The organism is Mesorhizobium sp. B2-7-2, assembly GCF_006440775.1.
In the GTDB taxonomy this organism is placed as follows: Bacteria; Pseudomonadota; Alphaproteobacteria; order Rhizobiales; family Rhizobiaceae; genus Mesorhizobium.
The window spans coordinates 55,781-68,900 of record NZ_VFTZ01000013.1; the positions used below are offsets into that span (position 1 = coordinate 55,781).

Here is a 13,120-nt window from a genome sequence, read left to right on the forward strand (position 1 = left end):
CGGGCCACCTTCTCTCCGGTGGGGAGAAGAGATTGGCGCCGGCGCCGAAAGCCTCCTCTCCCCATCGGGGAGAGGTCGGATTGCCTCGAATTGCTCTTGGCAATTCGGTTGGCAATCCGGGTGAGCCAAGCTCGCCTTACTGAGCGGTGGTGTCCGCTGGCTTCATGGCATCCGTCACAGGCTTCATCGCATCCGCCGGCTTCATCGCATCCGCCGGCTTCATCGCCTCGGTGCTCATCGCGTCGGGCTTCATGGCGTCGGCCGGCTTCATCGCGTCCGTCGCCGGCTTCATCGCGCCCGCCGGCTTCATGGCGTCGGTCGCCATCGCGTTGGCGGGCTTCATCGCATTGGTCGCGTCGTCGGCGCGGGCGCCGGCGACGAAGACGGACGCTAAAAGCGCGAGGGCCAGCGCCGGCAGCGTGAGGAACTTGGACATAGGTAGTCTCCTTGGGTTTGGCGCGCGGAGGCGGGCCGGGTTATGCGTTGCCGCTGTCTACGGCCCCGCGCGTAGGGGAAAAGATCAGTTGGCGGCCGCGGCCAGGATGGGTCCGCCGCGCGCCGCCTGCACCAGCACCGCGGTGCTCCAGCCCCCGGTGGCTGCCGGCAACGGCAGCGTCGTCGCCGCGCCGTTCCAGCTGCCGAGCTTGGTCAGCGAATGCACGACATTGGCGTGCGGCAGCGTGCGGCCGGTGTTCTCGCCGCGCGCCACCGGCACCTCGACGATGCCTCTTGTGTAGCGCACAAGCCAGATGTCGGCGCTGCCGCCCGGCGCCTTGCCGGCGCCGATGCTGACCTTGCCCTGCCCAAGCGAAAGCTCCGGCCCCTGCGTGCGGCCGCCTTTGGCGATCAGGCCCTGGATCTCGCCCGGCGAGGCGCCCACGCCGTCGCTTCTGCCGTTCACCACCACTTGCGGCGTGAACGGCCCGTCATGGCCGAGCGACGGCTCGTAGGTCACCTGGCGTTCCGTGAATTCCTTGCGGCCGAACGTGTCCTTCCAGCCGAGATAGTCCCAGTAGGTGACGTTGAACGACAGCGCCAGCACGCCGGGCTGGTCCTTGACCTTGATCAGGTTGGCGTTGGCCGGCGGGCAGGACGAGCAGCCCTGGCTGGTGAACAGCTCGACCACGGTGAGCGGCTGCGCGGTCGCCGCGCCCATCGTGGCCGCGAGCATCGCGCCGGCGAGCAGGACGGTCCTTGTTGTCGTTCCGGTCATGGGAAGCAGTCTCCGTTGCGGGGTCATGCTTCATTTCGTCGGGGTGGAGAGGTTCGTTACAGCTTCACCGGTTTGTGATTGGGGCCTTCCCTTCGCCCCTTGTGGGAGAAGGTGGATCGGCGCGCAGCGCCGAGACGGATGAGGGGTGCTCCAGCGGAGTGAGACGTCTACCCGCTCACCGCCACGGCTGCAGGCCGGGATCCTTCACATAGGCGATGATCGTATCGCAGACGCTGTCCAGATCCTTCAGCACATCATCATTCCAAAAGCGCAAGATCCGAAATCCTCTCGCCTTCAATTCAGCTCCGCGAGCCAAATCCGACTCCGAGTCCGCGTGCTGGCTACCATCCAGCTCGACGATGAGCCGCGCCTCGAGACAAGCGAAATCGGCGACGTATTTTCCAATGGGCACCTGTCGGCGAAACTTGATCCGATCGAGCCTGCGGTCGCGCAATTCCTGCCACAGCTTGTGCTCAGCCTCCGTCATCTCACGGCGGAGCGTCCGGGCAAAACTGCGCTTGGCTTGGGTGACGGGCTGGTGCGGCATTGCGCCAGACTAGCTGGCCGCTGAGTTCCGTCCAACACCCCTCATCCGTCTCGGCGCTGCGCGCCGATCCACCACCCGGCCCTTCGCAGGCTCAGGGCGTTCGAAGCTCGAAAAGCCAAGCAATTGGCTTTTCGCCCGCTGACGCGGACCGCTTCTCACCCCACAAGGGGAGAAGGAAAAAGGCGTTCCGCTTGCCCCTCAACCCCGCCCCTGCTAAAGCGCGCCGCATGACCACCCCGCTCGACCACATCCGCAATTTCTCCATCGTCGCCCATATCGACCATGGCAAATCCACGCTTGCCGACCGGCTGATCCAGCTCACCGGCACGCTGGAGGAGCGCGACATGAAGGAGCAGGTGCTGGACTCGATGGATATCGAGCGCGAGCGCGGCATCACCATCAAGGCCCAGACCGTTCGGCTGAACTACCGCGCCAAAAACGGCGAGGACTATGTGCTGAACCTCATCGACACCCCCGGCCATGTCGACTTCGCCTATGAGGTGTCGCGCTCCTTGGCCGCCTGCGAGGGCTCATTGCTGGTGGTCGACGCTTCCCAGGGCGTCGAGGCGCAGACGCTGGCCAATGTCTACCAGGCCATCGACAACAACCACGAGATCGTCGTGGTGCTGAACAAGGTCGACCTGCCGGCGGCCGAGCCCGAGCGCATCCGCGAGCAGGTCGAGGAAGTGATCGGCCTCGACGCCTCCAATGCGGTGCTGATCTCGGCCAAGACCGGGCTTGGCGTGCCGGACGTGCTGGAGGCGATCGTCCACCAGCTGCCGCCGCCGCGCGAGGGCGACATCGCGGCGCCCCTGAAGGCAATGCTGGTCGACAGCTGGTACGACGCCTATCTCGGCGTCATCGTGCTGGTGCGCATCATCGACGGCGTGATGAAGAAGGGCCAGACCATCCGCATGATGGGCACCGGCGCGAAATATCTCGTCGAGAGGACGGGCGTGTTCAAGCCGGCCCGCGTCAATGTCGACGAGCTCGGCCCCGGCGAGTTCGGCTTCTTCACCGGCTCGATCAAGGAAGTGGCCGACACCCGCGTCGGCGACACCATCACCGAGGACCGCCGCCCGACGCAAAAGGCGCTGCCCGGCTTCAAGCCGGCGCAGCCGGTGGTGTTCTGCGGCCTGTTTCCGGTCGACGCCGCCGATTTCGAGGATCTGCGCGCCGCCGTCGGCAAGTTGCGCCTCAACGACGCGAGCTTCTCATACGAGATGGAAACCAGCGCTGCGCTCGGATTCGGCTATCGCTGCGGCTTCCTCGGCCTGCTGCATCTGGAGATCATCCAGGAGCGGCTGGAGCGCGAGTTCAACCTCGACCTCATCGCCACGGCGCCCTCCGTCGTCTACCGCCTGAACCTCAATGACGGCTCGGTCAAGGAGTTGCACAACCCGGCCGACATGCCAGACGTGGTCAAGATCGCTTCGATCGAGGAGCCATGGATCCGCGCCACCATCCTGACCCCCGACGACTATCTCGGCGGCATCCTGAAGCTTTGCCAGGACAGGCGCGGCATCCAGGCCGATCTTTCCTATGTCGGCAAACGCGCAATGCTGACCTACGATTTGCCGCTCAATGAGGTGGTCTTCGATTTCTACGACCGGCTGAAGTCGATCTCCAAGGGTTATGCGTCCTTCGACTATCATCTGACCGATTATCGCGAGGGCGACCTGGTGAAGATGTCGATCCTGGTCAATGAGGAGCCGGTCGACGCGCTGTCCATGCTGGTGCACCGCACGGCGGCGGAAAAGCGCGGCCGCGCCATGTGCGAGAAGCTGAAGGAGCTGATCCCGCACCACCTGTTCAAGATCCCGATCCAGGCGGCAATAGGCGGCAAGGTCATCGCCCGCGAGACCATCTCGGCGCTGCGCAAGGACGTCACCGCCAAATGCTACGGCGGCGACGTGACCCGCAAGCGCAAGCTGCTCGACAAGCAGAAAGAGGGCAAGAAGCGGATGCGCCAGTTCGGCAAGGTGGATATCCCGCAGGAGGCGTTTATCCAGGCGCTGAAGATGGGGGATTGAGGGGGCCACATCCCCTCGTCTGCATCAACTGCTGACCGTAGATCCTAACGTAATTGAAAGATTGTTGACCTGATCTTTCAAATCACACAAACTACCCTCTATGGGGGGTTCCTTGAGTATAAAGCCATTTCTAAAATGGGCCGGCGGCAAACGCTGGCTGGTTGATCGTGCCGAATTTCGTATACCCAGATACGATGGTCGGTATATAGAGCCCTTCCTCGGGGGCGGAGCTGTATTCTTTCATCATAGACCGGCCCAAGCTATCCTTTCGGACATAAATTCTCGACTAGTAGAAACGTATTGTGCGATCCGGGACGACTGGCATTCCGTGTGGGTTGCTCTTTCGGCGCATCAATTAAAACACAGTAAGACACACTACTACACAGAACGCTCCGCTGTGAAAAAAGATATAAGCGAACGCGCGGCTCAATTTCTATATCTAAACAGAGCATGCTGGAACGGGCTATATCGCGAGAATCTCAAAGGTGAGTTTAACGTGCCGATTGGCACAAAGTCGAATATCATCCTGGATTCCGATGATTTCGAAGAGTCCGCCCGCATTCTGTCCAAGGCTGAGATAACCAGCCAAGATTTTGAGCTTACTATAGATCAGGCGAGAAGTGGTGACTTTATATTTGTGGACCCGCCATATACGACTGCTCACAATTATAACGGGTTCGTAAAGTATAATCAGTCAATTTTCGACTGGGATGGTCAGATTCGGCTGCGCGACAGCCTTGTTCGAGCAAATTCGAGGGGCGCTTCGATACTGGTCACCAACGCCAATCATAAGTCGATACACGACCTTTATGGCGATCACGCCGATATATACGAAACGGCGCGTGCATCGGTGATAAGCGGCAAGTCCGCGGGCCGCCAGTCCACGAGCGAAGCCATAATCGTGTTTAGATGAACTGTTTGAAGAACATACTCCGACGCATTCCGCTCTTCGGGCAGCTCGTAGACGCGCGTTGGACATCCATCCGGTCATCATTGTACGAACTCTTGGTTGGAACCGTATTCTCCACCTTGCCGATTTGGTTTTTCCCGATATTTGTCTCTCACGCCATAACGGGTAGCCCGTCCATGGGTGTACTGATGACGAGTTCCATTGAGCGCGCCGACCTATTTATCTACTCGGCGGCGCTGATTGGCCCGCTAATCTACTCGATAACCAAGGACTACGCCGAAATAAAGGACGACGAGGAAGTCAAGAAAAACAACAGATTCAGAGGGATCACGTTTAAGTTTCCGTACGGCTCTCTATTCTTTGTATTTTCTATCGTCGTTTGCATGATAGCTGCATTTTGCTACGGTATTTCCCTGCTATCGACGTTCCCTGCGTCGAACATAACGATATCAGGCGGCTTTCTCGTGAAATCGTCTATTATTGTTTATATCTTTTCACTGGCTTGCTTGTTTGCAGTGTCCGTATACAGAAATGAGCTCGAAGACTTGAATAAAGATCTCTCCAGTGACGAGAGAGAGTTCATGAAGAAATGGGCGCAAAGGGAATGACCGAACAGCTCAATCTGGTTGACCCCGATAAGGTGGAGTTTGTTTTCGACTGTTTGCGAGCCAAACAGCCGGTTGGTGATATTTTTATCGCTTCGATCCCCTTCAATGTTATCACCAAGATCGCCTACTTTGACGTTCGCAGGGTCCTTCAGGAAAACAGAGACGTAGAGCGATATCTTGGCATTCAGCGCCCATTGGATCCGCACCGGGTCGCTGATTTGGAGAAGTATGTCAATTTCTACGATGCTTCATTCCCCACGGCTATAATAATAGCAGTCGATGAACCGTATGCGACTTATGATGAGAAACATAAGCGACTCATCATCTCTAATGTGCCGAAGGGAGAGAAACAGCCGACGATAGCCATTAGTAATTTGGCCCGCGTGATCGACGGGCAGCATCGCATCGCCGGATTGTTCAAGTTTCGCGGAGATCAATTCGATGTCCCCGTATCGATCTTTGTTGGTGCGGATGTTGCGGATCAGGCGCATATTTTTTCGACAGTCAATCTGGAGCAAACCAAGGTCAATAAGAGTCTTGTGTATGATCTCTACTCGTTGGCTAAGTCACGAAGCCCGCAGAAAACCTGTCATAACATAGCTGTAGCTCTTGATCAGGATCAGAATAGTGCATTCTATCACCGTATTAAGCGCCTAGGCACGACTACCATTGAAGGGAGATTCGAGCCTATTTCACAGGCAGGATTCGTTGAGATGCTTATCAGGTATATTTCCGCAGATCCGAAAGGAGATCGGGATGTTATCCTTAAGGGGGGTTCGCTCACTCAGGCCAAGGGCGACGACGTGTGGCGGTATCCATTTAGAAACCTCTTTATCCAACAAAACGATATAAAGATTGGCGAGGCGATATTTGGCTACTTCAACGAGGTAAGGGACCGGTGGCCCGCAGCGTGGCGCAATACCTCTCGAGAGGGGCCAATGCTCAACCGAACGAATGGTTTTAGGGCCCTGATGCGTGCATATAGCGCAATATTTAAATTGCAGGGTGTCCCTGGCGGATCGATTTCAAACGATTTCCTGCGAACATACCTCCGCAGCTTAGCCATAGAGGATGGTCAATTCACCACTGACAGGTTCCCCCCGGGCACAACCGGGGAGAGCCGGCTGTACAAGCTGCTGACAAAGGAACTGTCATTGCGGGAAATCGAAGATATGAGGAGCTGAAGCCCAGGCGTGCATGTAAATCGTCACTTTGAGACATAACCGCTCTGCGATATCCTCTCCCTGGCTTGGGGAGACATCGCATGCGCTCCACTCTCGATCTTGTCGCCGCGATCGGTCTCGCCATCGGCGGCGCCTTTGGCCTTGCGGGCACTTTCGTTGCGAGCGACGCGCTGCGCGAAACGGTCTGGACCATTGACGGCGTGGGAATCGTCGTCGCCACCGCGCTGCTCACGATGAAATACCAGCGGCTGGGCAATGACCTCGTCGCGGCCGGTTTCCTGACTTTCCTCGCCGGCGAGAGCCTGCTTCTGGCCGGCAATGCGGCGGGCTTGCAGGCCAGCGTGCCTTCCTATGCCGGCGGCATTGCGCTGTGGGCGGCGGGGCTGGTGATGGTCAGCGCGCAGGCCACCTTCGCGCTGTGGATGCGGCTCACGGCGTCCGTCGCCGCCGTGCTGTTCGCAGTCTCGGTCCTGATGATCCTGTGGGGGGCGCCGCTTTTGCCCACCTCGGCGCCGCTGCCGGCGCTCGGCTATCCGTTCCTAGTGCTGACCTTCATCGGCTGGATCTGGACTTTGCTGAAGCCGGAGCGCTGAGTGCGAAGGCGATGGCCGCGCCGCTCGAAATCCGCAACAGCCCATCGGGAAAGATCTTGCCCGCCGTCGGACCGTTCCTGCTCGGCGGCATTTTCGGCTTCGGCGCGCTGCAGGGCGTGGCCTCGGGCGCGAACAGCGGGCATGTGCTGTGGATCGCGCTGCTTGGCGCCGCCTGCCTGGGGCTCGGCGTATCAATCGCCCGCGGCGCCTTCGACACTTCGGTCAAGGTGGTGCTGGACAGCCAAGGTTTCCGCGATGCTCGCGCCGGCGACGTGCTGGTGCCGTGGAGCAAGGTCAGGAGCGTGCGGCTCGCCGCCGGCGGCAAGGGCGCGGCGATGCTCAATTTCGAGCTCACCGAGGAGCCGCCCGACGCAATCCGCTATTCCTCCGCCAACGCCTTCGGCCTGATGCCCTTTGGCCGGAACATCGTGCATATGGAAATCTCCTCGCTCGACGTGCGGGGAGAGGAGATGGTCGACGCGGTGAAGACATTCGCGCCGCATGTGGCGGTGAGGCGCTGACTTTCCCTTCTCCCCCTGTGGGAGAAGGTGGCCGCGAAGCGGCCGGATGAGGGGTGTTCCAGCGGAGTGAGACGTCGGCGTTCCCTGGAACACCCCTCATCCGTCTCGGCGCTGCGCGCCGAGCCACCTTCCCCCACAAGGGGGGAAGGGGAGGTCGCGCCGCTTCCGCTCCCGTGCTCTACTTGCCCAGGGGACCTCGCCATGATTCGCGCTCTGCTCGCCTTCCTTCTCCTCAGCACCCCGGCCTTCGCCGCCGACATGTCGGTCTTCGTGCGCAACCAGCGTTCGGACGGCGTCGCGGTCGAGCTGTTCAGCCGCGACAGCCAAAAAGTCTGGCCGGGCGACGACAAGGTGTTCCTCATCCGGCCGAAGGCACGGAAATCCGTGCCGATCTCCTGCGAGCCGGGCGAGCATATTTGCTGGGGCGCCTGGGTGAATGGCGATGATTCCGTCACCGCCGGCGTCGGCCCCGACAACGACCAACCCTGCGACACCTGCTGCTTCATCTGCACCGAGCATTCCACCGAGACGGTGGACCTGGCGGAGTAGCGGGGCGTTCCCCTTCTCCCCTTGTGGGAGAAGGTGGCTCGGCGCATAGCGCCGAGACGGATGAGGGGTGCTCCAGCGGAGTGAGACGCCGGATATTTGAGCGGACACCAACATTGGCTAATCTTCCGCCATGCCGCACCAACCCCTAACCCCGGCCAAACGCAATTTCGCTCGGTCGATGCGCCGTGAGCCGACAGAGGCGGAAGACCGCTTGTGGCACGAATTACGCGGCCGGCGACTCGACAATATCAAGTTCAAGCGGCGGGTGCCGATAAGCAGGTTCGTCGCGGATTTCCTCTGCGCCGAAGCAAAACTCATCGTGGAAATCGACGGCAGCCAGCACGCGGAATCGGATCGCGACCAGGAGCGCGACGCCGAACTGAAGGCAAGGGGCTTTCGCGTGCTGCGGTTCTGGAACGACGATGTCCTGAAAGAGCTGGGTGCGGTCTGCGATACCATTATTGCGTATGTGAAAGATAAGAGTTTGCAGCCCTGGCGTTGATGCCACCGGGCGTCTTCGCCAAGCTGGAGCACCCCTCATCCGTCTCGGCGCTGCGCGCCGAGCCACCTTCTCCCACAAGGGGAGAAGGGGAAGTCGCGCCTTCCCCCAAATTCCGTCAGCCATTTTTCGCCGCCACCCCTTGGCATACGCGCCCGCCATGTCATCATCCGGCCATCGGCCGCAGGGGCCGATTCTACCTTGGGGGTTCTCATGTCTTCCACCTTCGCGCGCCGCGTTGCCGCCGCGCTTTCGCTTGTCGTCCTCATCGCGCCCGCTGCTCGTGCCGGCGACGTCACCTTCCAGATCAAGAACAATCATCCCAACGCCATGCGCGTCGAGCTCTACAGCCAGAACCGCGACTATGTCTGGCCGGGAAATGGCAAGGATTTCTATCTCGACGACGGCGAGACCAAGCAGTTGCCGATCTCGTGCAACGAGGGCGAGAAGATCTGCTACGGCGCCTGGGTCGACGGCGACGAGGGGACTTATTGGGGCGTCGGGCCCAACAACAAGGAGACATGCGAGGACTGCTGCTACACCTGCAGCGGCGGCCAGACCGAGGAGATCGACCTGGAGGAGTAGCTCTTCCCCTTCTCCCCTTGTGGGAGAAGGTGGCTCGGCGCGCAGCGCCGAGACGGATGAGGGGTGTTCCAGCGGAGTGAGGCGCCGGATATTTGAGCGGTCACCTACATGGCTAATCTTCCGCAATGCCGCACCAACCCGTAGCCCCGGCCAAACGCAATTTCGCCCGGTCAATGCGCCGCGAGCCGACAGAGGCGGAAGACCGCTTGTGGCACGAATTGCGCGACCGCCGCCTGGACAACATCAAGTTCAAGCGGCAGATGCCGATGGGCCGATACGTGGCCGACTTTGTCTGTCCCGCGGCGAAACTCATAGTCGAAATCGACGGCAGTCAGCATGCGGAATCGCGCCATGACCAGGAGCGCGACACCGAATTGAAGGCAAGGGATTTCGGGTGCTGCGTTTCTGGAATGCCGACGTTCTGAAAGAGCTCGATGCGGTGTGTGATACCATCATTGCCTATGTGAGGGATGAAAGTCTGCAGCCCTGGCGGTAGTGGGCGCACACGTTCTTGCCAAGCTGGAGCACCCCTCATCCGTCTCGGCGCTGCGCGCCGAGCCACCTTCTCCCACAAGGGGAGAAGGGAAAGTAGTCATCCGGCCAGCTTGACGCCCCTCTCGCCCACGCCCTAGCCTTGCCTCAACACACCAGGAGAGAGCACCATGGCAGGCACGGTCGAAGGCGAGAAGATCGACGTTTCCTTCAGCGGCAAGCGCTGCATCCATTCGCGCAATTGCGTGCTCGGCAACCCGCATGTCTTCGTGCCCAACGCGCCGGGCGAGTGGATCCACCCGGAGGCGGCGAGCGTCGAGCAGGTCGTGGCGCTGGCGCAAAACTGCCCGTCGGGCGCCATCACCTACACCAGAAAAGATGGCGGGCCGCAGGAGAAGCCGCCGGTGGTCAACACCGTGCGGTTGAGGGAAAACGGCCCGCTGGCGGTGCATGCCGAGATCGTGCTGGGCGAGGACACCTTCTTGCGCGCCACGCTCTGCCGCTGCGGGTTGTCGCGGAACAAGCCGTTCTGCGACAACAGCCACATCAAGGCCGGTTTTTCCGCCACAGGCGAGCCGCCGCTGAAGGAAGCACAGGTGCTGGAGGCGCGGGACGGCCCGCTGACGGTGACGCCCACCGTCAACGGCCCGCTCAAGGTCGAAGGCAATGCCGAGATCGTAACCGGCACGGGGCATACCATTGCCCGCACCACCAAGGTGTTCCTCTGCCGCTGCGGGCACTCGGCCAACAAGCCGTTTTGCGATGGGTCGCATAAAAGAGTGGGGTTCGTGGCATGACAAACGCCGCGCCCGCCTTAGCTTAGGGGGAGGACTCTGAGGAGGAATCCACCATGCGCACCATGCTCACCCTTGCCTTGCTTGCCTTCGCAATGCCCGCCTTCGCCGCAAACCACGCGGTTGAGATCAAGGACATGAAATTCCGCCCGGCCAAGATCAGTGTCGCCGTTGGCGACACCGTGACCTTCACCAACGCCGATTCCAAGACGCACACCGCCACGGCGGACGACGGCTCCTTCGACACCGGGCAACTCGCGAAGGGCAAGCGCGCCAAGGTCAAGATATCGGCCGCCGGCGCGCATCCGTTCCATTGTGCGATCCACAGCTCGATGACGGGCACCGTCACGGCGAAGTAGGCGGCGACACGTGAAGGACTGCTGCGCAGGCCGGCGCGAGGCCCCCCTCTCTGCCCTGCCGGCCATCCAATAAACCCCCCGGCACCTCCCCCTTGGCCCATCCCTCCCGTCTTTATCCGTCAGCGCGTATCGGCTAAGGGCTTCCCAACAAAGCCCTCCACCCCGGACCGCCTCACAGAAATGACCGCCAAGCCTCACCCTCTCTTCCTCGGCATCGACACCGGCGGCACCTACACCGATGCGGTGCTGTGGTCGGAGGAAGGCGGCCCGAAGGGCAAGGTGCTGGCCAAGGCGAAGTCGCTGACCACGCGCCACGACCTTGCCGTCGGCATTTCCGGCGCGGTGGACGCGGTGCTGGAACAATCCAGGACCGATCCGGTCTCGATCAAACTGGTCTCGATGTCGACGACCTTGGCCACCAACGCGCTGGTCGAGGGCCAAGGCGGGCGCGTGGCGCTGGTGATGATCGGCTTTTCCGAAGCCGACCTCGCGCGCGACGGGCTGAAGACGGCGCTTGGCACCGATCCGGTGGTATTCTTGCCCGGCGGGCATGACGTGCATGGCAATGCGGCAAAACTCGACCTTTCCGGGCTCGAGGCGGCGCTGCCGGAACTTGGGCGTTCGGTGTCGGGCTTTGCCGTCTGCGCCTATTTCGCCACCCGCAACCCGGCGCATGAGCTGGCGGCCCGCGACCTGATCCGCGACAAGACCGGCCTGCCGGTCACCGCCAGCCACGAGCTTTCGGCCAAGCTCGGCGGCCCACGCCGCGCGCTCACCACCTTGCTCAACGCGCGCCTAATCTCGATGATCGACCGGCTGGTGGCGGCGACCGAAGGTTTTCTGGCCAAGCGTGGCATCGCAGCACCGCTGATGGTGGTACGCGGCGACGGCGCGCTGGTCTCGGCGGCCTTTGCCCGCCAGCGGCCGATCGAGACCATATTGTCCGGCCCGGCCGCCAGCCTGGTCGGCGCCCGCCACATGACCGGGCTGGACGACGCCATGGTCTCGGATATCGGCGGCACCACCACCGATGTCGCGGTGCTCGATGGCGGAAGGCCGCGGCTCGATCCGGAAGGCGCCACCGTCGGCGGCTTCCGCACCATGGTCGAAGCCGTCGCCATGCGCACATTCGGCCTTGGCGGCGATTCGGAAGTGACGCTGGAAGACGGCGCGCTCGACCCAAAAATCCTGCTTGGGCCGCGCCGCCTGGTGCCGCTGGCGCTGTCCGGCATGGTGCATGGCGAGGCGGTGACTGTCGAACTGGAAAGACAGCTCCGCGCACCGAATCCCGGCCGCATGGACGGGCGCTTTGCCCTGCGTACCGGCGTGCCGGAGCGGCTCGCCGCCGGCCTCACCGGTCCGGAAGCGAAGCTCTACGAGACGATCGGCGCCACCCCGCTGGCGCTCGACAGGCTGCTCGCTTCGAATGCGCAGAACGCCACGCTGAACCGGCTGGTCGCGCGCGGCCTTGTCCACATCTCGGGCTTCACGCCTTCGGATGCCGCCCATGTGCTCGGCAAGCAAGCCAATTGGCACGCCGCCACCGCCCGGCTCGGCGCCGAGCTTTTCGCCCGCCGCCGCGACGGCCGCGGCCAGACGATCGCGGCGACGCCAGAAGAGATTTCCGATCGCGTGCTCGTCACGCTGACCCGCTGGTCGGCCGAATACATTTTGGAAACCGCCTTTGCCGAGGACGGGCTGGACGGTGCGGCCACCGTCGCGCATGCGCTGGTGCAGCGCGCGGTCGACGCCCATCCCGGCATCGCCCGCTTCACCGTCGCGCTCGACCGCCCGGTCATCGGTCTCGGCGCCTCGGCGCCGCTGCATTATGCCGGCCTGCCGCCGCTGGTCGGCAATGGCTGCATCGTGCCGGAAGACACCGACGTCGCCAACGCGCTCGGCGCCGTCGTCGGCCAGGTGCGCGTCTCGGCCGAGGCCCGCGTCAGCCAGCCCAAGGAAGGCCTGTTCCGCCTCGCCTCGGGCCAGACGGTGCGCGACTTCACGGAGGAGGACAAGGCGATCGAAGCGGCGCAAGCCGATGTGCGGGCGCTCGCCGCCGATCGCGCCAAGGACGCAGGCACCGACAGCGCCGAGATCCACGTTTCCACCGAGTTCAAGGTCTCGACCATCGAGGGCCAGCGCATGTTCATCGAGGCGCATGTGTTGGCCGTGGCGTCGGGACGGCCGCGGATCGCGGTGTAGCGCCTTTTCCTTCTCCCCTTGTGGGAGAAGG

General features: G+C 62.1%; 15 protein-coding genes and 1 pseudogene. 13 read left to right on the top strand and 3 right to left on the bottom strand.

Annotated elements, in window-relative coordinates; genetic code table 11:
* Window positions 1-136 precede the first annotated feature (136 nt).
* The 3 genes from FJ425_RS18520 to FJ425_RS18530 form a co-directional block, all read right to left on the bottom strand.
* A complete protein-coding gene (locus FJ425_RS18520) occupies window positions 137-436 on the bottom strand; it encodes a hypothetical protein (protein ID WP_140633305.1) in 300 nt (99 codons plus the stop codon).
* An 84-nt stretch (window positions 437-520) separates the two neighbouring features.
* Complete coding sequence (locus FJ425_RS18525) at window positions 521-1,213, bottom strand: DUF1223 domain-containing protein (protein ID WP_140633302.1); 693 nt, start codon at window positions 1,211-1,213, stop codon at window positions 521-523.
* 175 nt (window positions 1,214-1,388) lie between these two features.
* Complete coding sequence (locus tag FJ425_RS18530) at window positions 1,389-1,760, bottom strand: DUF559 domain-containing protein (RefSeq protein WP_140725198.1); 372 nt, start codon at window positions 1,758-1,760, stop codon at window positions 1,389-1,391.
* Window positions 1,761-1,987: 227 nt separating this feature from the next.
* Here FJ425_RS18530 and lepA point away from each other — a divergent pair, with 227 nt between their 5' ends.
* The 13 genes and pseudogenes from lepA (at window position 1,988) to FJ425_RS18595 (ending at window position 13,089) form a co-directional block, all read left to right on the top strand.
* A complete protein-coding gene (gene lepA, locus FJ425_RS18535) occupies window positions 1,988-3,793 on the top strand; it encodes a translation elongation factor 4 (protein ID WP_095769428.1) in 1,806 nt (601 codons plus the stop codon).
* Window positions 3,794-3,905: 112 nt separating this feature from the next.
* Window positions 3,906-4,706 carry a Dam family site-specific DNA-(adenine-N6)-methyltransferase gene (locus FJ425_RS18540; protein ID WP_246677957.1) on the top strand — a complete coding sequence of 267 codons (801 nt, stop codon included), beginning with the start codon at window positions 3,906-3,908 and terminating at the stop codon, window positions 4,704-4,706.
* 5 nt (window positions 4,707-4,711) lie between these two features.
* The gene (locus FJ425_RS18545; RefSeq protein WP_140725204.1) at window positions 4,712-5,311 is read left to right on the top strand and encodes a hypothetical protein; all 600 of its coding nucleotides are present in this window, start codon (window positions 4,712-4,714) and stop codon (window positions 5,309-5,311) included.
* A complete protein-coding gene (locus tag FJ425_RS18550; protein ID WP_140725207.1) occupies window positions 5,308-6,495 on the top strand; it encodes a DGQHR domain-containing protein in 1,188 nt (395 codons plus the stop codon). Before FJ425_RS18545 ends, FJ425_RS18550 begins: the two co-directional genes overlap by 4 nt.
* A gap of 80 nt (window positions 6,496-6,575) precedes the next feature.
* The gene (locus FJ425_RS31585; protein ID WP_181175965.1) at window positions 6,576-7,088 is read left to right on the top strand and encodes a hypothetical protein; all 513 of its coding nucleotides are present in this window, start codon (window positions 6,576-6,578) and stop codon (window positions 7,086-7,088) included.
* 11 nt (window positions 7,089-7,099) lie between these two features.
* On the top strand, window positions 7,100-7,609 hold the full coding sequence (locus FJ425_RS18560; RefSeq protein WP_140725210.1) for a hypothetical protein: 510 nt from the start codon (window positions 7,100-7,102) through the stop codon (window positions 7,607-7,609).
* A 201-nt stretch (window positions 7,610-7,810) separates the two neighbouring features.
* Window positions 7,811-8,158, top strand: coding sequence for a hypothetical protein (locus FJ425_RS18565; protein WP_140700776.1), 348 nt, complete (start codon window positions 7,811-7,813; stop codon window positions 8,156-8,158).
* Between the two features lie 130 nt (window positions 8,159-8,288).
* The gene (locus FJ425_RS18570; protein ID WP_140725213.1) at window positions 8,289-8,660 is read left to right on the top strand and encodes a DUF559 domain-containing protein; all 372 of its coding nucleotides are present in this window, start codon (window positions 8,289-8,291) and stop codon (window positions 8,658-8,660) included.
* Window positions 8,661-8,870: 210 nt separating this feature from the next.
* On the top strand, window positions 8,871-9,242 hold the full coding sequence (locus FJ425_RS18575) for a hypothetical protein (protein WP_140725215.1): 372 nt from the start codon (window positions 8,871-8,873) through the stop codon (window positions 9,240-9,242).
* Between the two features lie 173 nt (window positions 9,243-9,415).
* Window positions 9,416-9,738, top strand: a pseudogene (locus FJ425_RS18580) (endonuclease domain-containing protein).
* Window positions 9,739-9,904: 166 nt separating this feature from the next.
* Window positions 9,905-10,531: a CDGSH iron-sulfur domain-containing protein gene (locus tag FJ425_RS18585; protein WP_140725218.1), complete on the top strand. Its 627-nt coding sequence runs from the start codon at window positions 9,905-9,907 to the stop codon at window positions 10,529-10,531.
* Window positions 10,532-10,584: 53 nt separating this feature from the next.
* Window positions 10,585-10,887 (top strand): cupredoxin family copper-binding protein, encoded by a 303-nt coding sequence (locus tag FJ425_RS18590; protein WP_140725221.1) that lies wholly within the window; start codon window positions 10,585-10,587, stop codon window positions 10,885-10,887.
* A 180-nt stretch (window positions 10,888-11,067) separates the two neighbouring features.
* The gene (locus FJ425_RS18595) at window positions 11,068-13,089 is read left to right on the top strand and encodes a hydantoinase/oxoprolinase family protein (protein ID WP_140725224.1); all 2,022 of its coding nucleotides are present in this window, start codon (window positions 11,068-11,070) and stop codon (window positions 13,087-13,089) included.
* Window positions 13,090-13,120: the final 31 nt, after the last annotated feature.

Coding starts and splice junctions, on each gene's coding strand:
- lepA (WP_095769428.1), top strand. CDS start 1,988: ATGACCACCCCGCTCGACCACATCCGCAATTTCTCCATCGTCGCCCAT.
- FJ425_RS18570 (WP_140725213.1), top strand. CDS start 8,289: ATGCCGCACCAACCCCTAACCCCGGCCAAACGCAATTTCGCTCGGTCG.
- FJ425_RS18585 (WP_140725218.1), top strand. CDS start 9,905: ATGGCAGGCACGGTCGAAGGCGAGAAGATCGACGTTTCCTTCAGCGGC.
- FJ425_RS18550 (WP_140725207.1), top strand. CDS start 5,308: ATGACCGAACAGCTCAATCTGGTTGACCCCGATAAGGTGGAGTTTGTT.
- FJ425_RS18525 (WP_140633302.1), bottom strand. CDS start 1,213: ATGACCGGAACGACAACAAGGACCGTCCTGCTCGCCGGCGCGATGCTC.
- FJ425_RS18565 (WP_140700776.1), top strand. CDS start 7,811: ATGATTCGCGCTCTGCTCGCCTTCCTTCTCCTCAGCACCCCGGCCTTC.
- FJ425_RS18595 (WP_140725224.1), top strand. CDS start 11,068: ATGACCGCCAAGCCTCACCCTCTCTTCCTCGGCATCGACACCGGCGGC.
- FJ425_RS18560 (WP_140725210.1), top strand. CDS start 7,100: ATGGCCGCGCCGCTCGAAATCCGCAACAGCCCATCGGGAAAGATCTTG.
- FJ425_RS18530 (WP_140725198.1), bottom strand. CDS start 1,760: ATGCCGCACCAGCCCGTCACCCAAGCCAAGCGCAGTTTTGCCCGGACG.
- FJ425_RS18590 (WP_140725221.1), top strand. CDS start 10,585: ATGCGCACCATGCTCACCCTTGCCTTGCTTGCCTTCGCAATGCCCGCC.
- FJ425_RS18520 (WP_140633305.1), bottom strand. CDS start 436: ATGTCCAAGTTCCTCACGCTGCCGGCGCTGGCCCTCGCGCTTTTAGCG.
- FJ425_RS18575 (WP_140725215.1), top strand. CDS start 8,871: ATGTCTTCCACCTTCGCGCGCCGCGTTGCCGCCGCGCTTTCGCTTGTC.
- FJ425_RS31585 (WP_181175965.1), top strand. CDS start 6,576: ATGCGCTCCACTCTCGATCTTGTCGCCGCGATCGGTCTCGCCATCGGC.